This is a genomic window from Brevundimonas sp. (genome assembly GCF_035627475.1).
Lineage (GTDB): Bacteria > Pseudomonadota > Alphaproteobacteria > Caulobacterales > Caulobacteraceae > Brevundimonas.
Genome location: NZ_DASPLR010000035.1, coordinates 19,143 through 40,261 on the forward strand (window position 1 = coordinate 19,143; position 21,119 = coordinate 40,261).

General features: G+C 70.8%; 23 protein-coding genes. 10 read left to right on the top strand and 13 right to left on the bottom strand.

Annotation, left to right across the window (positions count from 1 at the left end; all coding sequences use genetic code 11):
- Positions 1-39: 39 nt before the first annotated feature.
- The 4 genes from VEA62_RS09505 to VEA62_RS09520 all read right to left on the bottom strand — a co-directional run bounded on the left by VEA62_RS09505 (position 40) and on the right by VEA62_RS09520 (position 2,460).
- Positions 40-366: a hypothetical protein gene (locus tag VEA62_RS09505; protein WP_324820937.1), complete on the bottom strand. Its 327-nt coding sequence runs from the start codon at positions 364-366 to the stop codon at positions 40-42.
- Positions 367-415: 49 nt separating this feature from the next.
- The gene (locus tag VEA62_RS09510; protein ID WP_324820940.1) at positions 416-976 is read right to left on the bottom strand and encodes an HNH endonuclease; all 561 of its coding nucleotides are present in this window, start codon (positions 974-976) and stop codon (positions 416-418) included.
- Between the two features lie 133 nt (positions 977-1,109).
- Positions 1,110-1,760 (bottom strand): trimeric intracellular cation channel family protein, encoded by a 651-nt coding sequence (locus VEA62_RS09515; RefSeq protein WP_324820942.1) that lies wholly within the window; start codon positions 1,758-1,760, stop codon positions 1,110-1,112.
- Between the two features lie 37 nt (positions 1,761-1,797).
- On the bottom strand, positions 1,798-2,460 hold the full coding sequence (locus VEA62_RS09520) for a DNA-3-methyladenine glycosylase (RefSeq protein WP_324820944.1): 663 nt from the start codon (positions 2,458-2,460) through the stop codon (positions 1,798-1,800).
- A gap of 77 nt (positions 2,461-2,537) precedes the next feature.
- Here VEA62_RS09520 and gluQRS point away from each other — a divergent pair, with 77 nt between their 5' ends.
- Entirely contained in the window at positions 2,538-3,386 is an 849-nt protein-coding gene (gluQRS, locus tag VEA62_RS09525; RefSeq protein WP_324820947.1) for a tRNA glutamyl-Q(34) synthetase GluQRS, read from the top strand.
- On the opposite strand, the gene ppk2 is transcribed toward gluQRS, so the two are convergent.
- The gene (gene ppk2, locus VEA62_RS09530) at positions 3,387-4,136 is read right to left on the bottom strand and encodes a polyphosphate kinase 2 (RefSeq protein WP_324820949.1); all 750 of its coding nucleotides are present in this window, start codon (positions 4,134-4,136) and stop codon (positions 3,387-3,389) included.
- Between the two features lie 158 nt (positions 4,137-4,294).
- Between ppk2 and VEA62_RS09535 the strand changes: the two genes are divergently transcribed.
- The 3 genes from VEA62_RS09535 (at position 4,295) to VEA62_RS09545 (ending at position 6,579) form a co-directional block, all read left to right on the top strand.
- Positions 4,295-5,410, top strand: a complete 1,116-nt coding sequence (locus VEA62_RS09535) for a serine hydrolase domain-containing protein (RefSeq protein ID WP_324820952.1) — start codon at positions 4,295-4,297, stop codon at positions 5,408-5,410.
- A 12-nt stretch (positions 5,411-5,422) separates the two neighbouring features.
- Positions 5,423-6,184: an extensin family protein gene (locus tag VEA62_RS09540; RefSeq protein ID WP_324820954.1), complete on the top strand. Its 762-nt coding sequence runs from the start codon at positions 5,423-5,425 to the stop codon at positions 6,182-6,184.
- A gap of 191 nt (positions 6,185-6,375) precedes the next feature.
- Positions 6,376-6,579: a cold-shock protein gene (locus VEA62_RS09545; RefSeq protein WP_183254651.1), complete on the top strand. Its 204-nt coding sequence runs from the start codon at positions 6,376-6,378 to the stop codon at positions 6,577-6,579.
- 14 nt (positions 6,580-6,593) lie between these two features.
- On the opposite strand, the gene VEA62_RS09550 is transcribed toward VEA62_RS09545, so the two are convergent.
- The 4 genes from VEA62_RS09550 to VEA62_RS09565 form a co-directional block, all read right to left on the bottom strand.
- Positions 6,594-7,505 (bottom strand): DMT family transporter, encoded by a 912-nt coding sequence (locus VEA62_RS09550; protein ID WP_324820957.1) that lies wholly within the window; start codon positions 7,503-7,505, stop codon positions 6,594-6,596.
- 68 nt (positions 7,506-7,573) lie between these two features.
- A complete protein-coding gene (locus VEA62_RS09555; RefSeq protein WP_324820959.1) occupies positions 7,574-7,765 on the bottom strand; it encodes a hypothetical protein in 192 nt (63 codons plus the stop codon).
- Between the two features lie 12 nt (positions 7,766-7,777).
- Positions 7,778-8,383 carry a hemerythrin domain-containing protein gene (locus tag VEA62_RS09560; protein ID WP_324820962.1) on the bottom strand — a complete coding sequence of 202 codons (606 nt, stop codon included), beginning with the start codon at positions 8,381-8,383 and terminating at the stop codon, positions 7,778-7,780.
- 77 nt (positions 8,384-8,460) lie between these two features.
- Positions 8,461-9,084 (bottom strand): hypothetical protein, encoded by a 624-nt coding sequence (locus tag VEA62_RS09565; protein ID WP_324820965.1) that lies wholly within the window; start codon positions 9,082-9,084, stop codon positions 8,461-8,463.
- 462 nt (positions 9,085-9,546) lie between these two features.
- On the opposite strand from VEA62_RS09565, the gene cckA reads away from it, so the two are divergent.
- A complete protein-coding gene (gene cckA, locus VEA62_RS09570) occupies positions 9,547-11,580 on the top strand; it encodes a cell cycle histidine kinase CckA (RefSeq protein WP_324820967.1) in 2,034 nt (677 codons plus the stop codon).
- Position 11,581: 1 nt separating this feature from the next.
- On the opposite strand, the gene VEA62_RS09575 is transcribed toward cckA, so the two are convergent.
- On the bottom strand, positions 11,582-11,896 hold the full coding sequence (locus VEA62_RS09575; RefSeq protein ID WP_324820970.1) for a hypothetical protein: 315 nt from the start codon (positions 11,894-11,896) through the stop codon (positions 11,582-11,584).
- Between the two features lie 125 nt (positions 11,897-12,021).
- On the opposite strand from VEA62_RS09575, the gene VEA62_RS09580 reads away from it, so the two are divergent.
- The gene (locus tag VEA62_RS09580) at positions 12,022-13,818 is read left to right on the top strand and encodes a DUF885 domain-containing protein (protein WP_324820972.1); all 1,797 of its coding nucleotides are present in this window, start codon (positions 12,022-12,024) and stop codon (positions 13,816-13,818) included.
- Between the two features lie 80 nt (positions 13,819-13,898).
- Positions 13,899-15,725, top strand: a complete 1,827-nt coding sequence (locus VEA62_RS09585) for a DUF885 domain-containing protein (protein WP_324820975.1) — start codon at positions 13,899-13,901, stop codon at positions 15,723-15,725.
- Positions 15,726-15,729: 4 nt separating this feature from the next.
- Here VEA62_RS09585 and VEA62_RS09590 read toward each other — a convergent pair whose 3' ends face one another.
- On the bottom strand, positions 15,730-16,659 hold the full coding sequence (locus tag VEA62_RS09590) for a LysR substrate-binding domain-containing protein (protein WP_324820977.1): 930 nt from the start codon (positions 16,657-16,659) through the stop codon (positions 15,730-15,732).
- A gap of 100 nt (positions 16,660-16,759) precedes the next feature.
- On the opposite strand from VEA62_RS09590, the gene VEA62_RS09595 reads away from it, so the two are divergent.
- Entirely contained in the window at positions 16,760-16,891 is a 132-nt protein-coding gene (locus VEA62_RS09595; RefSeq protein ID WP_324820980.1) for a hypothetical protein, read from the top strand.
- A gap of 64 nt (positions 16,892-16,955) precedes the next feature.
- Here VEA62_RS09595 and VEA62_RS09600 read toward each other — a convergent pair whose 3' ends face one another.
- Complete coding sequence (locus VEA62_RS09600; protein ID WP_324820983.1) at positions 16,956-17,942, bottom strand: NAD(P)/FAD-dependent oxidoreductase; 987 nt, start codon at positions 17,940-17,942, stop codon at positions 16,956-16,958.
- Positions 17,891-18,991, bottom strand: a complete 1,101-nt coding sequence (locus tag VEA62_RS09605; RefSeq protein WP_324820986.1) for a DUF1176 domain-containing protein — start codon at positions 18,989-18,991, stop codon at positions 17,891-17,893. Before VEA62_RS09605 ends, VEA62_RS09600 begins: the two co-directional genes overlap by 52 nt.
- A gap of 144 nt (positions 18,992-19,135) precedes the next feature.
- Here VEA62_RS09605 and VEA62_RS09610 point away from each other — a divergent pair, with 144 nt between their 5' ends.
- The gene (locus VEA62_RS09610; protein ID WP_324820988.1) at positions 19,136-20,350 is read left to right on the top strand and encodes an NADP-dependent isocitrate dehydrogenase; all 1,215 of its coding nucleotides are present in this window, start codon (positions 19,136-19,138) and stop codon (positions 20,348-20,350) included.
- Between the two features lie 138 nt (positions 20,351-20,488).
- Positions 20,489-21,088: a DUF2939 domain-containing protein gene (locus VEA62_RS09615; protein ID WP_324820990.1), complete on the top strand. Its 600-nt coding sequence runs from the start codon at positions 20,489-20,491 to the stop codon at positions 21,086-21,088.
- Positions 21,089-21,119 lie beyond the last annotated feature (31 nt).

Genomic DNA, 21,119 nt, shown 5'->3' on the forward strand with positions numbered 1-21,119 from the left:
ACCGGCCCCATGATTTCGTCAATCCGTCAGTTGGACGGTTCAATCGCTCTCGGAATCGTCGCCCGAAACGACCACGATCGCAGCCGCGAGCACGCCGGCGATGGCGATGAGGGGGATGATCGGAATGCCGCGGAATTCGCTCGAGGCGTCGGCCTTGGCTCCGATCCTGTCGCCCACGCGGGTGAAGCTCTGGCCGGCCGCGGCCGCCTGACCGGCGATCAACAGGCATCCGGCCGTGATGGCCGCAAGCGTCTTCTTCATGGCATCTCTCCCGATTACCTCGACATCCAAACCGCGCGAGAACGGGTTCAGTTCCCGTATCAGGAGTATCCCGAAATGGCTCATCGCCGCCGCGGGCGCGTCCACGGCGAGCCGAACAGCAGCGGCGGCGCAAGAAGGCGAAGGGGCCGCCGGCTCAGGGCTCCAGTTCGATGTCCCAGTACAGGTAGTCGAGCCAGCTCTGATGCAGGTAGTGCGGTGGGAAGCGCCGTCCGAACTCCTGGAGCTGCCAGGCGCTGGGCCGGTGAGGGGCCCGGCGGATCGGCATGCCGGCCTGCTGCGGCGTGCGCCCGCCCTTTTTCAGATTGCAGGGGCTGCAGGCGGCGACGATGTTCTCCCACGTCGTGCGCCCGCCCCGGCTGCGCGGGATGACATGGTCAAAGGTCAGCTCGGTGGTCGCATTGCAGTACTGGCAGGCGAAGCCGTCGCGCAGGAAGACGTTGAAGCGGGTGAAGGCGGGCTGCCGGTCCTGATCGACGTAATTCTTCAGCGCGATGACGCTGGGCAGGACGATCTCCATCGACGGGCTGCGCACGACCTTGTCATAGGTCGAAACCACATCGACCCGGTCCTGGTACACCGCCTTGACCACCTCCTCCCACGGCCAGATCGACAGCGGGTAGTAGGACAGCGGCCGGAAGTCAGCGTTGAGCACCAGCGCGGGCCAGCCGGACGGAGGGCGGTCCAGGACCTGCATCAGGCCCTCGCCGCTCGGATGAGGTTTATCGACGCGACCGGACTGAAGACACGTCTCCTTCCCTGGCTGTGCCCGAATCCTACGCCTGATTCGACAGCTTGGCGATGACGGCCGAATGACGGTTCGACAACGCTCAGCCCCGCGCCGCGCTCCCCGGGAAGGCCGGCAGACTCCACCCCCAGACGAGGGCGCCGGCGCGCAGGGCGAAGCCGCAGGGGGCGGCGATCAGGGCCGCCGGCCACGCCTCCAGTCCCGCGAAACGGGCCACCACATAGATCGTCGCGGCCAGCAGGGCGGCGGAGACGGTGATCTCGCGCCGGAGCAGGATCGAAGGCTGGCCGGCCAGCAGGTCGCGGACGATGCCGCCGAAGCAGGCGGTCAGGGCCCCCATGACGATGCAGATCAGCGGGGCCACGCCGAAGATCTCGGCCTTGGCGGCGCCGAAGACGCCATAGGCGGCGAGGCCGATGGCGTCGAGCCACAGCAGGGCCCGGAACCGCCAGGGCCGGGCCCCGACCACCCAAACGGCCAGCGAGGCGGCGACGCAGACGGCGATGTAGCGCCAGTCGCCGACCCAGAACACCGGCGCGCCGATCAACAGGTCGCGCAGCGTGCCGCCGCCGACTCCGGTGATGGCGCCGAAGAAGGCGAAGGTGACGAGGTCGTGCCGCTCGCGCGCCGCCGCCAGCGCGCCCGTGGCGGCGAACACCGCCACGCCGGCGAAGTCCAGCGCGCCGAGCACGGTCTCGGGAGTGGCCAGTCCGGGGTCGACGATGGGCGTCACTCTGATGTCTCTCTATCGTCTCGCGCGCGGCGCTCGCCTACTTGAGAGACGAAGCCTCCTCCAGCGCGACCACGCCGCGCTTCACCGCTCCATACCATCCCCACAGCAGATGCGCCGCAACGCTGCGGTGCGGACGCCAGATTTCGGCGCGGGCATAGGCCTCCTTCTCCCGCGGACGCAGCGCCGCCCCGTCGGCCCAGCGCATCGCCTCCTGCAGGGCGATATCGCCGGCGGGGAAAACATCCCGGCGGCCCTCGCAGAACATCAGGAAGGTCTCGGCCGTCCATTTGCCAACGCCCTTGATGGCGGTCAGCCGGGCGATGGCCTCCTCGTCCGAGAGCCGTTCCAGATGATCGAAATCGATGCGGCCCTCGACATGGGCGCGGGCGATCTCGTGCCCGTAGGTCGCCTTCTGGATCGAGAGGCCGAAGCTGCGCAGGGTCTCGATATCGGTCGCCAGCATGCGTTGCGGCGTCACCTCGCCGCCCAGCCCGGTCTCGACGCGCGCCCAGATCGCGGCGGCCGAGGCGAGCGAGACCTGCTGGTCGACGATCATGTGGAACAGCCCCTCGAAGCCGCCGATGCGACGCCGCCATTCGAAGGCGGGGGTCTGGGCGTGGGCCCGCGCCAGCGACGGGTCGAGCTCGACGATGGTCCGGCGCGCCGCCTCGATGTCGTCCAGCCAGTAGGGTGTCTGCATCCGGCGACCCTAGCGCCGGCCCCGGCGGCGGCAAGCAGGCCGGTGTGATCGCGTCCGCTTCCCGCTATCCTGCGCCCATGTTCGCCACCCGCTTCGCCCCCTCGCCCACCGGCCGGCTCCACAAGGGCCACGCGTTTTCGGCCCTGACCGCTTGGCGGGCGGCGCGCGACGCGGGCGGACGCTTCATCCTGCGCATCGAGGACATCGATCCCACGCGATGCCGGCCCGAGTTCGACGCCGGCATCCTTGAGGATCTGGCCTGGCTGGGTCTGGACTGGGAGGAGCCGGTGCGGCGGCAGTCGGAGCATCTGACCGACTACGCCGGGGTGGTGGACGTCTTGAATCGCCGCGGCCTGCTGTACCGCTGCTTCCGCACCCGCAAGGACATCCTGGACGCCATCGGCGACGCGCCTCACGGCGCCGCCGAAGCGGTGCGGCCGGGTCCGCATCCCGCCGACGAGGAAGCCGCCCTGCTGGCCGAACAGCGGCCCTTCGCCTGGCGGCTGTCGCTGGACCGGGCGCGGGAGGTTCTCGGGGGACGCGCCTGGGAGGCGCTCGCCTTCGTCGAGGACGGCCAGGGTCCCGGCGGCGAACGCGGCCTGATCCGCGCCCGTCCGGAGACCGCGGGCGACGTCGTGGTGGCCCGCAAGGACGCGGGAACCGCCTATCATGTGGCCGTCACCCACGACGACGACCTTCAGGGCGTCAACCATGTGATCCGGGGGGAGGATCTGTTCGAGGCGACGCACGTCCAGGTCCTGCTCCAGGCGCTGATGGGCTGGCCGACCCCGGTCTACCGTCACCACCGGCTGCTGACCGGGGCGGACGGCCGACGGTTCGCCAAGCGGGACAACTCGGTCACCCTGGCCCGGCTGAGGGCGGAGGGCGTCAATCCGGTGACGTTGCGGGCCGAGCTGGGTTTCTGATCAGGCGGCGAGCCGTCCGCCGGATTTGGCGGCGGGAAAGACCACGTCGGGATCGGGCTTGTCGGCCGCGGCGCCGGGGCCGCCGATCGTCCTCAGTATGTGTCGGATGATGTTCAGCCGCGCCGTCTTCTTGTGGTCGGTGGCGACGACGGTCCAGGGCGCCGTCCGGTGGTCGGTCTGGTCCAGCATGCGGTCGCGGGCGGTGCTGTAGGCGTCCCAGCGCTCCTGCGCCTCGGCGTCCAGCGAGGACACCTTGAACCGCTTCAGCGGGTCGGCGACGCGGGCGGCCAGACGCTCGGCCTGCTCGGCCCTGGTGATATCCAGCCACAGCTTGATGATGTTGATGCCGCCGTCCGCAAGCATCCGTTCGAAATGGGGCGCGTCCTTGAGGAACTGGGCGTACTGCCCCGGCTCGCAGAAGCCCATGACCCGCTCGACCCCGGCGCGGTTGTACCAGGAGCGGTTGAACAGCACGGTCTCGCCCTCGGCCGGCAGGTGCGGGACGTAGCGCTGGAAATACCACTGGCCGGTCTCGCGCTCGGTCGGTTTGGGCAGGGCGACGACGCGCGTCTGCCGCAAGGCCATGTGTTCGGTGATGCGCTTGATGGCGCCGTCCTTGCCGGCGGAATCCCGGCCCTCGAAGACGATCAGCGTCTTGGCGCCCGTCTCGATGGTCCAGGCCTGGGTCTCCACCAGCAGGATCTGCAGGCGTTCCAGCTCGGCCTCGTATGCGTCGGTTTTCTTTCCCATGCGCACAGCGTGCGCCTGCCGGCCGACGGCGGCAATGTTGCAGTCGTGTTGCGCGATCATTGCGACCGTGGCGACATGCGGCCCTGGACCTGTCCTCCTTCTCACGTGCATCGAGGGCAGCCTCCATCGTAGCCTGACGATCCGCTTGGGAGACGTCCATGATCGCCAGCCGCCGCACCCTGCTCGCCGGCCTCGCCGCCCTGCCTCTCGCCGCCGTCCCACGGTTCGCACGGGCGCAGGAGCCCGGCGCGGCGGCCGAAGCCGCCCTTGACGCGGCCTTCGCCGAAGGGCCGCCGGGGCTGGCGGCGGCGATCGTGACCCGCGACGGCGTGACCTGGTCGGGCGTGCGCGGCGTGCGGCGCGCCGGGCATGAGGCGAAGGCCACGCTGGAGGATCGCTGGCACCTCGGCTCCAACACCAAGGCGATGACCGCCGCCGTGTTCGGCCGCCTGGTCGATCAGGGCCGCGCGCGGTGGGACATGCCCCTCGCCGAGGCCCTGCCGGGCCTGACGATGGATACCGCCTGGGCCGGCGCCACGCTCGATCAGCTGATGCGCCACCGCGCCGGCCTTCTCGACGCCGGGCTGCTGGATCAGGCCTGGCTGATCGGAGCCCATGCGGATCAGCGGCCCCTGCCCGAGCAGAGGGCGGCGTTCGCGGCGCGGGCGCTGGCGTCCCCGCCCGCCGGTCCCGTGGGCCAGTTCTCCTATGGCAACGGCAACTACATCGTCCTCGGCGCCGCCATCGAGGCCCTGACCGGCCAGGCCTGGGAGGCGGCGATGGAGGCCGAGCTGTATGCGCCGCTGGGGCTGGACTCGGCGGGCTTCGGAGCGCCGCGGGGCGAGGCGCCGTGGGGACACCGGGGCGGCGTCGGAATCGATCCGACGGGCTTCGCTGACAATCCCCGGGCGCTCGGTCCGGCGGGAACGGCGCACATGAGCCTGTCCGACTACAGCCGGTTCGTGTCCGCCATGATGGGCGGGGCGCCGGGCTGGCTCGGCGACGAGACCCGCCGCCGGCTGCTGACCCCCGCCGCCGGTTCGCCGCCGGCCTATGCGGCCGGCTGGGGCGTCGGCAGCGCGCCCTGGGCCGGTGTCGGCGGACCGGGGCCGACGATCAGCCACAATGGCTCCAATACGATGTGGTTCGCCACCGTGCTGGCGGCGCCGGAGCGGGGCCTCGGCTTCATCGCCCTGTCCAACGACGGCGCGGCGGGCCAGCGCGCCTGCCAGACCCTGGTCCGCCGACTGGCGGAGGCCGCCACCGCCGCGTAAGTCTGGCGGGGCATGGACCGCGACTTCGCCGATTTCTGGAACCTGCTGTGGGAAGCCGGGCTCGGCCTGTGCGCGGCCTTCGCCCTGCTCAACGCCTTCGCCCCGCACCAGGACCTGCCGTGGAAGCCGCTCGACCTGAGCCATCCCATCGGCCAGGCGACGGCGGCCAAGGTGGCCGATTTCGAACTGGCCCGCACCGCCGCGCCGGAGGAGGTCAAGGCGGTCACCGACGCCTGCATCCAGGTGCTGCGCGAGGCGGGCGTCACCGTCGAACGGGCCGAGGACCGCGACGACGGCGGCTTCTGCGTCGTGCGCGGGGCGGTCAGGATCACCGGCGGGGCGGTCACGCCGCTGGCTCCCGGGGGCCTCGTCATGCAGTGCCCGCTGGCGGTGCGCTACGTCATCTGGGACCGGCAGGTGCTGCAGCCGGCGGCGGAGGCGACGTTCGGATCGAGGGTCGCCAGCGTCCAGAACTACGGCTCCTATTCCTGCCGCCGCCTGTACGGCCAGACCGACGCGGCGGTACGGCCGTCGGAGCATGCGCGGGCCAATGCGCTGGACATCGCCGGGGTGACGCTCGAGGACGGGCGGACCGTCTCGGTGGCCGGAGACTGGGCCGGAGAGGACGGCCGCCGGGCCGGGGGCCGCAGCTTCCTGAAGCGGATCCGGGACGGCGCCTGCCGCGTGTTCTCGACCGTTCTCACGCCGGACTACAACGAGGCCCACAGGGACCACCTGCACCTGGACGGCGCGGACCGCGGCCTGTGCGCCTGACGGGCGGTAACCCTGTCGACTCGGTTTGCGGTTGACCGGCCCCGCTTTGCGCGAGAGAAATGCCCCGCAGTCCGGATTTCGCGCGGCGTCCACACCCGTGCCTGCTCCTTCGCCTGAACGAGCCGTCCAGATGGACTGACGGGCGCCCTTGGAGGGGCGCCTGCCTGGAAAGCGCGTTTAGGAGACGCAACATGGCGACCGGCACGGTCAAGTGGTTCAACCCGACCAAGGGTTTCGGCTTCATCCAGCCCGATGGCGGCGGTCAGGACGTCTTCGTCCACATCACCGCCGTTCAGAAGGCGGGCCTGCAAGGCCTCGATGAGAACGCCAAGGTCGAATACGAGCTGGAATCCCAGCGCGGCAAGACCTCGGCGGTGGATCTGAAACTCCTCTGATCCGACCGACACAATCATGAGACGGGCGCGGCGGCTTCGGCTTCCGCGCCTTTCTTTTTGAGCGCCGACATCTGCGCCAGCACCACCCCGGCCAGCAGGGCGGCGGCGCCCGCCAGCTGCGCGCCCGTCATGGTCTCGGCGAACAGCAGCCAGCCCAGCACCGCCGCCACCACCGGCTGGATCAGCACCGTCACCGCCGCCAGCGCCGCCGGCAGCCGGCCGAGCGACCAGGCCACCCCGCCCTGGCCCGCCACATGCACCACGCCCAGGCCGGCGCAGGCCAGCCAGCCGGCGGCCGAGGCCGGGGCCAGCGGCTCGCCCAACGCCAGGGACACGCCCAGCAGCAGCGGCGCCCCCAGCGCCGTCGACCACAGCATGATCCGCCCCGCGGAGACCCGCCCGCGCAGCACCTTCACGGTCAGGAAATAGCCGGCGTACCAGAGCGCCGTCACCGCCGCGAACAGGTCGCCCAGCCGCGGGTTCGGCCCCTGCCGACCGTCGGCCCCCGCCGACATCGTCCACGCCCCGGCCAGCGCCACCGCCAGGGCCACGAGGAACAGCGCCTTCGGCCGCTCGCGGAAGGCCAGCCAGGCCACGGCCGTCACCACCACCGGCGTCAGATTGGTCAGGGTGGTGGCGTTGGCCACCGAGGTGAAGGCGATCGAATAATGCCAGAAGGACAGGTCCAGCACGAAGAACAGCGCCGCCAGCGCGATCAGCATCGAGGGCCGCCCCGGCCCGCGCTCGTCCGCCGCCTGGCCCGGCCGGCTCACCAGCGCCAGCAGCAGCGGCAGGGCGAAGGCGAAGCGCCAGAAGCCCGCCGCCGCCGGCCCCGTGTCGGCCAGCCGCACGAGGATCGGGGCCAGCCCCAGCACCGCGGCGGAGGCGACGAGGACGAGCAGGGCCTGGAGGCGTGTGGAGGGCATCCCCGCCGTATAGCGGTCCTTCTCCCCTTGCGGGAGAAGGAGTCAGATCTGCTCGCCCCCCGGCCCCGTCATCGCCGCCGGCGCCTCCGCATCAGCAGCACGGCGGCGGGGAGCAGGGCGGCGGCGGCCCAGGCGCCGGCGACGCGCAGCCCCCGGGGCCGCGCCCGCACCACCCCGGCCGTGGGATCGAGCTCGCCGAGGTCGGCCCCGGCGGCCATCGTCCCGGCGGCCTCCTGTTCCTGCAGCGGCGTCTGGGTCATCGGCTCATCCCCTCAGTCGATCGGGCTCATAGGGGCCGCGGACGAGGCGGCGAGGGAGCCGTCGCCGCGGCGTCCGGACCCGTCCGCCGCGCCCGCGCCGCAATAGCGCTCGAACTCCTCGCGGAAGCGGTCGCCCAGGTGGGCCTGGTGCTCGCCCTTCTCCTTGAGGCGCAGGAACCAGCTCGATTCCTCCTCATAGATGTGGGTCAGCACCGCCCCCTCGATGTGCTTCAGCTTGTCCTTCCACTCGGGCGTCGAGGGCGCGATGTTCTCCAGCTCGGCCATCTGCATCTTGGCCGTGGTCTGTTCGGCATAGGCGTGGCCGGCGTGCATCTTCTCGCCGCACTGGGCCAGGGCCGGATACAGCACCACCTCCTCGGCCAGGGAATGGCCGTTCAGCACCAGGGCCAGCTCCTTCATGGCCACGGCGCGGGCCTCGGCCGACTCGGCGCGGCCGCAGGCGGCGAAGGCCTCGCGGATGCGGTCGTGGTGGTCCAGCGCCATCGACAGCCAGTCGCCGGGCGTGGCGCGGGCGCGGGCCTCGGCCGTCGCCTCGGCGCGCTTCTCCTCCGACGGCAGGGGGGTGATCTTCGAAAGAACCTTGTCGACGACGGACATGGCGGGGTCTCCTTGCGGGCTGCGGGGCGCGGGGGCGCGGGTCGCAAGGGCAACCGGGCGCGAGGGGGCGGGGTTCCCTACGGCCAGTCCCCGGCCACGCCGTCCGGCAGCCCCGCGTCCTCCCGCCACGCCGCCCGGTTGGCGTGCAGCGTCACCCCGTCCAGCCACATCAACGGCTCCAGCCGCCCGTCCTCGTCCCACATCTTCCCGGTCCAGCCATGGCGCCGGGCCCAGTCCCGGTCCCGCGCCGCCGTCTCCGCCGTCAGATGCGCTTCCCGCCACTTCAGCACGAAGCCGAGGTGCCACAGCGGCGCCCCCTCCAGCCCCCCGCCCGCCATCGCCCCGGCGAGCTGCGTGGCCACCGCCCGCGTCTCGTTCAGCCGGAATTCGAACGCGTCCCGCTGCTTCTCCGCGAACCGCTCCCAGCCCTCGACCGGCTCAGGCACGGGGTCCGGCGCCGGCTTGCGCTCCCACGCCTCCTCCGCCCTTCGCCGCCACAGATTGGCCAGCCCCACATCATACCGCTTCGCCAGCGACGCCCCCGTCGCCCCGCCCTCCCAGGCGCGGCGGATCTCGGCCCGGTGCTCTTCGGAGCGGTAACGGGCGGGCTGTTTCTCGTGCGTGGGGAGAAGGTGCCGCGGAGGGGCGGATGAGGGGTGAGTCGGCTCCGGACCGGCTGCCCGCGAGTTCGCGTCAGACATCCCCCTCATCCGACTCGCTCCGCGAGCCACCTTCTCCCGCGGAGGGAAGAAGGAAATCGCGCGTCGCTGTGCTGGCAATCTGGGGAATTATAGTCTGATTTTGTGGGCGTTCTCTCGTCTTTTCAGCCACTTCACCGTTTCTAAAACCAATCTTCCCGCCTGAGAAGACAGCGGGCGCATAATGCCGTCCGTCCTGTCGCTCCGGCAGGCGCCGGTCTTTGACAACCGCATCCCCGCCGCACCGCCCGAGGCGCGCCGATGTAGACTCTGCCGACTCTGCCCCCGCGAATTCCCGAAGAGCCTGCCGACCCTGCCGACGGCGCCACACCATCTTTCGCGATTTCACCCGGGTAAAATCTCCACCCGACGTTCATTCCCGGCCTTGGCTCGCCCGGATTCGCCCCCGGACCGCTTACGGACCACTATTGCCGGAAACGCCCCAATGATTCGGGCCGAGGCGACATGACCGCAACCGACCGCAAGGGCTTCGATCCGCTGCTCATCGTCATGGCGATCGGCTTCGTCGTGGCGGTGGGGGCCCTGGCCTATCCGGCCTTCCGGGCCGATCCGATGAGCGCGCCCGGACTGGTGCTGATCTTCACCGTCGGCGCCGTGGCCCTGATCGGCCTGTTCGCCTTCGCCCGCGGGGAAGGCCGCAAGCCGCTGGGCGACACCACCGTCGACCTGCTCGACGCCATGGCCGAGCCCGCCGCCCTGGTCTGGGCGTCCGGGCAGGTGCTGGCCTTCAACGCCGCCTGGGCCGAGAGCAACGGCGCCCTCACCACCCTGCCCAAGGGCCGCTCGGCCTCGGCCCTGTACATGGCCTTCGCCCAGGCCCGCGCCGGCGAACAGGGCCGCGCCATCGTCGTCATCGGCGACCGCGAGCAGGAGGTGCTGATCGGCATGGCCGGGGAGGGGCGTTTCCTCGTCCGGGCCGCCCCCGACGCCGCCATTCCGGTGATCACCAGCGGCGCGCCCGCGCCCGGTTCGAGCGCCGCCGAGAGCCGCGCCATGGCCGCCGGCGCCCCCTTCGGCTCCGCCGTGATCGCGGCCGAGGACCTGTTCGGCGGCAAGGTCGAGGAGGCCAACGCCGCACTCGCCGTCCTGACCGGCCCCGCCGCCGCCCGCGACGCCGCCTTCGGCCACCTCTTCGATCCCGCCCTGGTGGCCGAGGCCCGGGCCAGGCTGGCCGCCGGCTCCTCCGGCCCCATCGAGCTGGTCGCCCGCGCCTTCCCGGACAAGATGCTCCACCTCTACGTCGCCCCCGAGGGCGACAAGCGGCGCATCTGGCTGTTCGACGTCTCGGCCCAGAAGTCGATGGAGCTGCAGCTGTCGCAGGCCCAGAAGATGCAGGCCGTGGGCCAGCTGGCCGGCGGCGTGGCCCACGACTTCAACAACCTGCTGACCGCCATCCAGCTCCAGCTCTCCGGCCTGCTGGAGCGCCACCCGGTCGGCGATCCCTCCTACGAGGGCCTCAACGAAATCCGCCAGACCGCCATCCGCGCCGCCGACCTGGTGCGCAAGCTGCTGGCCTTCTCGCGCAAGTCGACCGTCCGCCGCGAACGGCTCGACCTCGGCGAACTGGTCGGCGAGTTCGCCGTCCTGCTGCGCCGCCTGCTGCGCGAGGACGTGCGGCTCGAGACTGACTACGGCCGCGACCTGCCGGTGGTGCTGGCCGACAAGAGCCAGCTCGAGACCGCGGTGATGAACCTCGCCGTCAACGCCCGCGACGCCATGCGCGGCATGGTCGAGCCGGGGGCCGGCGTGGTCACCATCCGCACCGCCCGCCTGTCCGCCGACGAGGCGCGCGCCCTGGGCTGGACCCACCCCACCACGGACGCCGTGGCCCTGATCGAGGTCTCCGACACCGGCCCGGGCGTCCCGCCCGACATCCTCGGCAAGATCTTCGAGCCCTTCTTCACCACCAAGGCGGTGAACGAGGGCACCGGCATGGGCCTGGCCACCGTCTACGGCATCGTCGAACAGGCCGGCGGCCACATCAACGTCTCCAACCTCGAAGGCGCCGGCGCCGCCTTCCGCATCTTCCTGCCCGAGGCGGCCGAGGCCGAGCTGGCCGAAACGCCGGTGGTCGAGAAGGTCGCCAAGGCGCCCCGCGACCTGTCGGGCGCCGGCCGCATCCTGTTCGTCGAGGACGAGGCGGCCGTTCGCGGCATCGCCGCCCGCCTGCTGCGCCAGCGCGGCTACGAGGTGATCGAGGCGGCCGACGGCGAGGAGGCCCTGGCCCTGGCCGAGGAGCACGCCGGGACCATCGACATGATGATCTCCGACGTCATCATGCCCGGCCTCGACGGCCCGTCCCTGCTCAAGAAGGCCCGGCCCTTCCTCGGCGACGCGCCGGTCATGTTCATTTCGGGCTACGCCGAGAGCGACTTCTCCGACCTGCTCCAGGACGAGGTCGGCGTCTCCTTCCTGCCCAAGCCGCTCGACATCAAGACCCTCGCCGAGCGGGTCAAGCAGGAGCTGCGCGCGGCCTAGGCTATTTGCCGCGCCGCCCGTGGTCGCTGCGCCCGTCATCCCGGCCGCGGTCGCCATGGTGACGCTCGCGCCAGTAGGGGGACTGGGGCGGAATATGGAAGTCCCGGTATCCGTAATCGCCCGGGCAGTATCGCTGCTGGACGTTTGGCGCGACCGACGACGTGCCCCGGTAGCAGTAGGCGTTTTCGTACTCCAGGTCGGCCGCCGCCTGGTCGAGACCGACCGCGACCGCCTCCCAGAAGGCCGGGTCGCTGCTGCACCCCGCCGCCGCCATCGCCGCCACCGCGACCGCCGCCGCCCGAAGTCCTCTGCCCATGATCCTGCTCCCGTCCTCTGCGGCCATCCTCCCGCATGGCGGCGTTCTGGAAACCGACGAAAGCTGACGCTTGTCGAAGCGCGGCCGTTCGGCGCAACCTGTCGCTCCCAGGGGAGGGCCACGCCATGATCGACCGCCGCCGACTGCTTCTGACCGCCGCCGCGGGAGCCGGCATGGCCGCTGCGGGCCCCGTCTTCGCCCTCAGCGACGCGGACGACCGCTTGGACGCGATGCTGAACCGCTGGTTCGACGAGGACGTCGACAGTTCGCCCGAAACCGCCACCAACCTCGGCCTCGACCGTGGCGAGCGGGCCCATCTGTCGTCGAAACTCAGCGACCGTAGCGAGGCCGCCTGGATGGCCGATCGGACGACCGCCGACGCCCGCCTGCAGGCCCTCGCCGACTTCGACCAGACCGGCCTGACCCGCCCCGGGACCATCAACCTCGCCGTCGCCGCCTTCCGCGCCCAGACCGCCTCGACCGGCGCATCGTTCGACTACGGCTCGGCCATCGAGGGCGGGCGGATGGGGCCCTACCTCGTCAACCAGATGACCGGGTCCTACTTCACCGTCCCGGACTTCATGGACACCCAGCACCGGGTCGAGGACCGCGACGGGGCCGAGGCCTTCCTCGCCCGCCTGTCGGCCTTCGGGCCCAACCTCGACGCCGAGACCGACCGCATGACCCGCGACGCCGGCAAGGGCGTCGTCCCGCCGGACTTCGTCATCGACCTGACGCTGGGCCAACTGGGGGCGCTGCGCGGCCAGCCCGCCGCCGAAATGGCCATGATCCGCACGCTTGAGCGCAAGGCGACGGCCCTCGGCCTGTCCGGCTACGGCGACCGCGGCGCGGCGCTGGTCGAGGCGGAGGTCAACCCGGCTCTGGATCGCCAGATCGCCGCCTTCGAACGCCTTCGCCCGGCAGCGGTCCACGACGCCGGCGTCTGGCGCCTGCCCGACGGCGAGCGCTTCTACGCCCACGGCCTGAAATACTGGACCACCACCGGCATGACTCCGGATGAGGTCCACGCCGTCGGCCTCGAACAGGTGGCCTCGATCAGCGCCGAGATCGATGCGATCCTCAAGGCGCAGGGCATGACCGGGGGTACGGTCGGCGCCCGCATAGACGCCCTCAACAAGGATCCAGCCCAGCTCTGGCCCAACACGGACGAGGGCAAGGCCGCCCTGATCGAGAGCCTGAACCGCCAGGTCGCCGCCCTCGACCCGCTTCTGCCCCGCCTGTTCGGTCGCCTGCCGCGCTCAAAGGTCGAGGTCCGCAGGGTGCCTCCGGCCATCGAGGCCGGCGCACCCGGCGGCTACTACCAGGGCCCGCCGCTCGACGGTTCGAGGCCCGGCGCCTACTACATCAACCTGCGCGACACGGCGAACTGGCCGAAGTTCGCCCTGCCGACCCTGACCTACCACGAGGCCTCGCCGGGCCATCACCTGCAGGTCGCCCTGCAGCGAGAGACCGAAAGTCTGCCCGCCTGGCGTCGCGCCAACGGCTTCTCGGCCTACAACGAAGGCTGGGCCCTCTACGCGGAGGCGGTGGCCGCCGACGACCTCGACGTCTACGCCGACGATCCGCTCGGCCGCGTCGGCTTCCTGATGTCCTACCTGTTCCGCGCCGTGCGGCTGGTCGTCGACACCGGCCTGCACCACAAGCGCTGGAGCCGGGAACAGGCGGTCGACTACATGGTCGCCTCGGGCGCCAAGCCGGTCGGCGCCGCCAACAGCGAGATCAACCGCTACTGCGTCATGCCGGGTCAGGCCTGCGCCTACAAGATCGGCCATACCGTGATCGCGCGCCTGCGGGCCGAGGCGCAGGCCCGTCCGGGCTTCAACCTGCGCGCCTTCCACGACGCGGTGCTGGCCAATGGTTCGACTCCGCTGTCCGTGCTGGAGAACCTGATGCGCTCGTGACCGCCGGCAGGTGAACGTTCCGTAACTTGCTGCTTGTCCAGCGACGGTCATAGCTGTCGGCGCCTCGAACGGAGCCCGCCATGATCGACCGCCGCAAGCTTCTCATGACCGCCGGAGCCGGTGTCGGTCTCGTCGCTGCGGGTGCGCCCGCCTTCGCCAGCCCGCGCCAGAGCGGCGCATCGGCCCAGCTTGCCGCCTTTATGGACCGGGCCTTCGAGCGCATCCTCGACAGTTCGCCCGAGACGGTGACCTCTTTCGGCCTCGACACCGGAGAACGCGCCGCGGCGGCGTCGCAGCTCTCGGTCCCGACCCTTGCCGAGGAGGAGAAGAGCCGGCAACTGATCCGTGGTCTCCGCCGCGAACTCGCGACCATCGACCGGGCCGCCCTGACCGGCCAGTCCGCCATCCATTACGACACCCTCGTCGCCAACTGGGACGCGGTGATCGCCACCTACGACATCCCCTACGGACAGGGCGGCTGGCCCGACATCTACCGCGTCAGCCAGCAGTCCGGCGCCTACCAGTCGATCCCCGACTTCCTCGACAGTCAGCACCGCATTGAAAACGCCGCCGACGCCGAGGCCTACGTCTCACGCATCGACGCCTTCGCCAACGTCCTGACCGCCGAGACCGAGCGTGTCCGCGAAGACTACGCCCGCGGCGTCACCCCGCCCGACTTCATCATGGCCAAGGCCATCTCGCAGCAGGAGGGCATGACCGGGACGCGTGCCGCGGACTCGCCCATGGTCGCCTCCATCGTCCGTCGCACGGCCGAGAAGGGAATCGCCGGCGACTGGGGGCCGCGGGTCGAGCGCCTGCTGTCCGACCGCGTCTATCCGGCCCTTGCCGCCCAGACCGCCCTGCTCAAGCAGCGCCTGCCCACCGCCGGCCATGAGGCGACCGTCGCCCGCCTGCCCGATGGCGAGAAATACTACGCCAACAGCCTGCACTACATCACCACCACCCGGCTTGGCGCGGACGAGATCCATCGCATCGGTCTTGAGCAGGTCGCCGACCTGACGGCCCGCGCCGACGCGCTGCTGAAGGCGCAGGGGATGACGCAGGGGTCCGTCGCCGCCCGCATCGCCGCCCTCGGCGCCGACCCCCGCTACGCCTACCCGAACACCGATGCCGGCAAGACCGATCTGATCGCCGACCTGAACCGCCAGATGCAGGCCATGCAGGCGCGCCTGCCGCGGGCCTTCGGCCGCCTCCCGAAGTCCGGCGTCGAGATCAAGCGCGTCCCCCCCGAGATCGAGGCCGGCGCCTCGCTCGGCTACTACAACTCGCCCAGTCTCGATGGCTCCCGGCCAGGCATCTACTACATCAACCTGCGCGACACTTCGGAGTGGCCGAAGTGGACCTTGCCGACCCTGACCTACCACGAGGCCATCCCGGGCCATCACTTCCAGATCGCCATCCAGCAGGAGAGCGAGGCCGCGCCGAAGCTGATGAATCTCGTCTTCTTCTCCAGCTATGTCGAAGGCTGGGGCCTCTACGCCGAACAGCTGGCCGATGAACTCGGCGCCTATGAGAGCGATCCGCTGGGTCAGGTCGGGTATCTGCAGTCGCTGATGTTCCGCGCCGCCCGCCTGGTGGTCGACACCGGCATTCACTCGAAACGCTGGAGCCGCGAGCAGGGAATTCGTTACATGGTCGAGACGCTCGGCGATCAGGAGAGCGCCTCGACAAGCGAGGTCGAGCGCTACTGCGGCTGGCCCGGCCAGGCCTGCGCCTACAAGGTGGGCCACAACGAGTGGGTCCGGCTGCGCGGGAAGGCCAGGGCGGCGCTCGGCGACCGGTTCGATCTCAGGGACTTCCACGATGTCGCATTGGCGGGCGGCGGCGTGCCCCTGACCGTGCTGGAACGCGTCGTGGACGGCTGGACCGCAGCCCGGATGAACTGACGGGTCAGTCCGCCTCGACCGCCTCGCGGGCGGCGCGAACGCTCGGATCCGCGGCGGCGGCGGCCAGGATCCAGTCGCGGAACCGGGCGATCTTGGGTGAGCGCCGGCGGCCTTCAGGCCAGACCAGCCAGTAGGCGTAGCCGGGGATCAGCTTGACCGAGAGGGGCGCCGGCTGGACCAGCAGGCCCGCCGCCAGTTCCCGGGCGAACAGGATCGGCGAGGCCAACGCCACGCCCTGGTCCCCCAGCGCCGACGCCACCTCCAGCGCCTGATAGTCGGCGCGCAGCCGCGACGGCGTCTGACCGTCGGCGGCGACGCCCGCGGCGGCGAACCACACCGCCCATTCCTTCTCCATCCCGATGCGGGGCGCCTTCAGCAGATCCTCGGCCGTCTCAAGCCCCAGCCGGTCGCGGAGACGGGGGCTGCAGACCGGCGTGAACACGCTCGGCATGACCTCGACGCTTTCCACGCCCGGCCACTCGCCCGTGCCAGATCGGATGCCGACGTCGAAGCCCTCCCGCGACAGGTCGATCAGATGCGCCGCCGTGTCGAGCCGCACAGCCAGTTCCGGATGCGCCAGCTGGAATTCCCCAAGGCGTGGCGCCAGCCACTGGGTCGCCAGCGTGGCGAGGGTGGTGATCGACAGGATCGCCTGATCCGCCTCCGTAAGGTCCGAGAGCGCCCGCCGCAGCAGGCTCATGGCCTCGGTCGCCGCGCGCGACAGCCGTTCGCCGGCCTCGGTCGGCACGACCTCGCGCGGCAGGCGACGGAACAGGCTCTGGCCGAGCCGGCCCTCCAGCGCCTTGATCTGCCAGCTCACCGCCGCCTGGGTCATGCCCAGCTCCTCGGCGGCGCGGGTGAAGCTGTTCAGCCGCGCGGCGGCCTCGAACACGCGGATCGAGGCGAGGGGGATGCCGGCGAGGGGATCGGACATAAGCGTCCCTTATGTTGCGCCGGGCCAATCTGGTTTGCGGGCCGCGCCTGTCAAGCTCATTTTGGCGTTGCCCTCACCGCAGGAAGTTCAGGAGGCCGTCATGGAAGAGATCCACCACACGCATAAGGAGCCCGCATGGGGTTGGGTGTCCGTGCTCAACGACTGGCGGCGCAGCCGCAGCCGGGCCCGAATCCGCAAGCCGCTGCGGGTGGTGACGCCCGCGAGCCGCTGATCGGACGCCGCCGCTATCGTCGCCGGCGAGGCCTCGTCCCGGACCCGGGGGTAGCCGCCAGCTCTCACGGCTCCGGGGCGCTTGCGTCGGGCTGGTCGACGGTCCAGCCGTCCGCCTCGCGCAAGACGTTGTGAATGGCCGTCGCCGCGATGGCGGCCTCGGCTCCCGCCACGGCGATCTGGTTCAGCCCGCGCACCACGTCCCCGGCTGCGTAGAGTCCGGGCACACTGGTCGCCTGATGGGTGTCGACCAGCAGGCAGCCGTCGTCGCCGACCCGCGCACCCAGGGCCCCCGCCAGTTCTGCGTTCGGCGACGTGCCCAGCGCCGAATAGACCAGGTCGAAGACGCGAAAGCTCCCGCCCCAGCCCAGCGCCGTCACCCGGTCGCCTTCCAGCCGGACGTTGTCGATCGGGGCGCGGATCAGTTCGACGCCCATGCGTCGCAGTTCGTCCTCCGCGGTCAGGGCGTCCGGGGGGCCGATATGGATCAGCGTCACCCGGCTGGAATAGGTGCGCAGGAAGGCCGCTTCGCGCACGCCCTTGTCGTCCTGCCCGATGATCGCCACGGCCTTGTCGATGGCCTCGTAGCCGTCGCAGATCGGGCAGATGCGGACCAGCGACCGCTCGATGGCGCGCTCGACCCCGGGCAGGTCCGGATGATGGTCGACTACGCCGGTGGCCAGCAGCACCGCGCGGGCCCGTACCGTCCGCCCGTTCAGCCGGGCGCGGAAGTCCTCGCCGTCCCGTTCCAGGTCCGCGACCCGGCCGGGCTCGATCACGGCGTCATATTCCAGCGCCTGTTCGGTCATCCTCCGGATGATGGCCTCGCCGGTGATGCCCTGCGGAAAGCCGGGCAGGTTGTGGCTGACCGGTATCCAGCACGCCCGCGGCGGGCCTCCGTCGGCGACGAGCACCCGACGCCGGAAGCGGGCCAGGTAGGTGGCGGCGGTCAGGCCGGCCGGCCCGGCGCCGATGATCAGGACCTCAGGCCCGCGGTCGTTCAACGCGTCCGCCACGTCGTCGGCCAGTAGTCGGACGGCACGCCCCAGCACTCCCGCATTTCAGATTCGTGGGTCAGCACGAACTCGCGTCCGGTCCACGTCCAGGTCGAGGCGGTTCCGCAGTCGCCGACACCCCGCCCCTTGGCGAAGGCGACGATGGTGCGGGTTTCCGGCGAATAGCCGCCGTTGATCGTCCCCGCTCCGGGATCGTCCGAGGTCGAGGCCAGCCGCGCGGGGCGGGGATCGCGGCCGCCGGGGCCGGTGACGTACCAGTCGTGTCCCATGTTGTAGGCGCCCGCGAAACAGGGGACGGCCCAGAGCTCGGTCGTGGCGTTCAGGCGGGCCGACATCACTTCCTTCCCGATCCAGTGTTCCGATGTTTCGGCGCGGCACGCCGCCACCGCCGGCACAGCCTCCAACGCCGCCGGAAGGACCTGGTTCTGATCCCCAAAGCCTGTCTGCGACACGGCTGGGGCCGGGGTGACCACCGGAAGCGGCGGCGCGGCCCGGACGCTGGCGGCGGCTCGGCGCCCGGGCCGCCGCAGGGCCGTCACCGTGTTCACCCGGCCTTGCCGTTCGTCGATCCAGAGCAGGGCGGCGGCCGCGCCGGACAGCGAAAGCTCATGGTCCGCACCAATCCGGGCGGCGCTCCCGTTGGCGAGCGCTCGCGCCACTTCCAAAGCCCGCGCGGCAGGGACTTCGGCGGCCACCGGGTCATCGGTGGCCAGGCTCATCGGATAACCGACGCCATCGATGGTCAGGGCGAAGGCGCCGGTCCCTTCGGCCTCACCCGGCCAGTATCCCGCGGCGACCTCCGGCTGCGCGTCCGGCCCCGGCTGGATGGCGACCCGGATCCAGCCAAGCCCCTCGCGGCCCGGGCCGAAGGCGAAGCAGGCGTTGCCGTTGTCGCAGATAGCCATCCAGTCGCGGAAGGTCCGGGTTTCGGAAGCCATGCCGGGCGCCGCCGCCGTCGTCTGCGTCCCGCCTGACGCCGTGGACGGGATGCTCGCCGCCGTCTCCCCCGAGGCGTCGGCGGGTCCGCAGGCGGACAGGATCACCAGGCTGCCCGCCCACGCCAGGGCCGATTTCCAATGGTTCATGTGCGTCTCCCCCAATGAGCGGCCTCTCCGGGAACGACGATACACTCCTGCTTGGCCGGCGTCTCCGCCGCCCTTTGCGCCCGCGCCCCCGCGCCGCTATACCGCCCGCCTCACTCCCCATCCCAATCAGAGGCGCGAACCCGCATGGCCAAGATCAAGGTCGCCAATCCCATCGTGGACATCGACGGCGACGAGATGACCCGGATCATCTGGCAGATGATCAAGGACAAGCTGGTCTTCCCCTTCCTCGATCTCGAGCTCGACTACTACGACCTCGGCATGGAGAACCGGGACGCCACCGACGACCAGGTGACGGTCGATGCGGCCCACGCCATCCAGAAGCACGGCGTCGGCGTGAAATGCGCCACCATCACCCCCGACGAGGCGCGGGTGAAGGAGTTCGGCCTCAAGAAGATGTGGAAGTCGCCGAACGGCACGATCCGCAACATCCTCGGCGGCGTGGTCTTCCGCGAGCCGATCATCTGCTCGAACGTGCCGCGTCTGGTCCCCGGCTGGACCCAGCCGATCGTCGTCGGCCGCCATGCCTTCGGCGACCAGTACAAGGCCACCGACTTCCTCGTCCCCGGTCCCGGCAAGCTGACCATCAAATTCCAGGGCGAGGACGGCCAGGTCATCGAGCACGAGGTGTTCGACTTCCCCTCGGCTGGCGTGGCCATGGGCATGTACAACCTCGACGACTCGATCACCGAGTTCGCCCGCGCCAGCTTCTCGTTCGGCCTGCAGCGGAATTTCCCGGTCTATCTCTCGACCAAGAACACCATCCTCAAGGCCTATGACGGTCGCTTCAAGGACATCTTCCAGAAGGTGTTCGACGAGGAGTTCGCGGCCGAGTTCAAGGAAAAGGGCCTGACCTACGAGCACCGCCTGATCGACGACATGGTGGCCGCGGCCATCAAATGGTCGGGCGGCTTCGTCTGGGCCTGCAAGAACTACGATGGCGACGTGCAGTCCGACGTGGTGGCGCAGGGCTTCGGCTCGCTGGGCCTGATGACCTCCGTGCTGATGACGCCGGACGGCAAGGTGCTGGAATCGGAGGCCGCCCACGGCACCGTCACCCGCCACTACCGGCAGCACCAGAAGGGCGAGGCCACCTCGACCAACTCGATCGCCTCGATCTTCGCCTGGACCCGCGGCTTCTCGCACCGCGCCAAGCTGGACGGCAACGCCGAACTCGCCGCCTTCGCCGAGACGCTGGAGCGTGTCGTCGTCCAAACCGTCGAAAGCGGCCACATGACCAAGGACCTGGCGCTTCTGGTCGGCGACCAGCAGGGCTGGCTGACCACCGAGGGCTTCCTCGACAAGGTCGCCGAGAACCTGACCAGGGCGATGAAGTCCTAGGGCGCCATCGCGCGCGACGCGGTCGCTCGCTGCTTGAGCGCCTTGTCATTCCAGCCCCGCCGGATTCGCTCCGGCGGGGCTTTCGTTTGAGCCCGACCGGCGTTCGTGCATTGATGGTGCGAAAGCGTGGAGAGCCCGTTGAAGAAGCTGTTCGGCAATCTGCTGCTGCTGGCCGTCCTGGTGGCGGCGGTCAGCTTCTTCGCCGCGCCGGCCGTGGCCTTCTTCGGCATCCGCTCGGCGGCGGACGCCAATGACGTAGCCGGCCTGTCCCGGCTGATCGATTTTGGCGCCGTGCGCCAGTCTCTGCGCCCACAGCTGTCGGGCAACCCCGCCGCCCTGGCGCCCGCGCCGACGTTCCTGGAAGATCCGATCGGCGCCGTCCGGCGGCAGCTCGAGCAGGCCAGTCCGGCGGCCGTCGCCGATGTGGACGCCTATCTGACGCCCGCCGCTCTGGCCGGCCTGACCCGGGGTGAGGGCCGTTTCGCCTCGCAGCGGTCACAGGCGCCCACCCCGGCCGCGGCCGCGGCCTCGGCCGCCGCCGATCCGACGCCCACGCCGGTGTTCTGGGGCGTAAACCGGGTCCGCATGGCGGTGACCGACGAGGGTGGGTCGCGCACCATCTTCACCTTCGAGCGCAAGGGGCCGTTCGAATGGAAGCTGGTTCACATCGGCCTGCCCGAGGGCGCCGCGCCTGTGGTCGCCGCACCGGCCCCCGCCGCGCCGGCGGCCAAACGCTAGGCAGGCTGATCGACTCGCGGCAACCGTAGCC

Excerpts from the sequence above, each read along its gene's own strand:
- VEA62_RS09585 (WP_324820975.1), top strand. The coding sequence starts at position 13,899 with ATGATCGACCGCCGCAAGCTTCTCATGACCGCCGGAGCCGGTGTCGGT.
- VEA62_RS09550 (WP_324820957.1), bottom strand. The coding sequence starts at position 7,505 with ATGCCCTCCACACGCCTCCAGGCCCTGCTCGTCCTCGTCGCCTCCGCC.
- VEA62_RS09580 (WP_324820972.1), top strand. The coding sequence starts at position 12,022 with ATGATCGACCGCCGCCGACTGCTTCTGACCGCCGCCGCGGGAGCCGGC.
- VEA62_RS09510 (WP_324820940.1), bottom strand. The coding sequence starts at position 976 with ATGCAGGTCCTGGACCGCCCTCCGTCCGGCTGGCCCGCGCTGGTGCTC.
- VEA62_RS09535 (WP_324820952.1), top strand. The coding sequence starts at position 4,295 with ATGATCGCCAGCCGCCGCACCCTGCTCGCCGGCCTCGCCGCCCTGCCT.
- VEA62_RS09565 (WP_324820965.1), bottom strand. The coding sequence starts at position 9,084 with ATGTCTGACGCGAACTCGCGGGCAGCCGGTCCGGAGCCGACTCACCCC.
- VEA62_RS09605 (WP_324820986.1), bottom strand. The coding sequence starts at position 18,991 with ATGAACCATTGGAAATCGGCCCTGGCGTGGGCGGGCAGCCTGGTGATC.
- VEA62_RS09555 (WP_324820959.1), bottom strand. The coding sequence starts at position 7,765 with ATGACCCAGACGCCGCTGCAGGAACAGGAGGCCGCCGGGACGATGGCC.
- VEA62_RS09560 (WP_324820962.1), bottom strand. The coding sequence starts at position 8,383 with ATGTCCGTCGTCGACAAGGTTCTTTCGAAGATCACCCCCCTGCCGTCG.
- VEA62_RS09575 (WP_324820970.1), bottom strand. The coding sequence starts at position 11,896 with ATGGGCAGAGGACTTCGGGCGGCGGCGGTCGCGGTGGCGGCGATGGCG.
- cckA (WP_324820967.1), top strand. The coding sequence starts at position 9,547 with ATGACCGCAACCGACCGCAAGGGCTTCGATCCGCTGCTCATCGTCATG.
- VEA62_RS09545 (WP_183254651.1), top strand. The coding sequence starts at position 6,376 with ATGGCGACCGGCACGGTCAAGTGGTTCAACCCGACCAAGGGTTTCGGC.
- VEA62_RS09595 (WP_324820980.1), top strand. The coding sequence starts at position 16,760 with ATGGAAGAGATCCACCACACGCATAAGGAGCCCGCATGGGGTTGGGTG.
- VEA62_RS09540 (WP_324820954.1), top strand. The coding sequence starts at position 5,423 with ATGGACCGCGACTTCGCCGATTTCTGGAACCTGCTGTGGGAAGCCGGG.
- VEA62_RS09520 (WP_324820944.1), bottom strand. The coding sequence starts at position 2,460 with ATGCAGACACCCTACTGGCTGGACGACATCGAGGCGGCGCGCCGGACC.
- VEA62_RS09590 (WP_324820977.1), bottom strand. The coding sequence starts at position 16,659 with ATGTCCGATCCCCTCGCCGGCATCCCCCTCGCCTCGATCCGCGTGTTC.
- ppk2 (WP_324820949.1), bottom strand. The coding sequence starts at position 4,136 with ATGGGAAAGAAAACCGACGCATACGAGGCCGAGCTGGAACGCCTGCAG.
- VEA62_RS09610 (WP_324820988.1), top strand. The coding sequence starts at position 19,136 with ATGGCCAAGATCAAGGTCGCCAATCCCATCGTGGACATCGACGGCGAC.
- gluQRS (WP_324820947.1), top strand. The coding sequence starts at position 2,538 with ATGTTCGCCACCCGCTTCGCCCCCTCGCCCACCGGCCGGCTCCACAAG.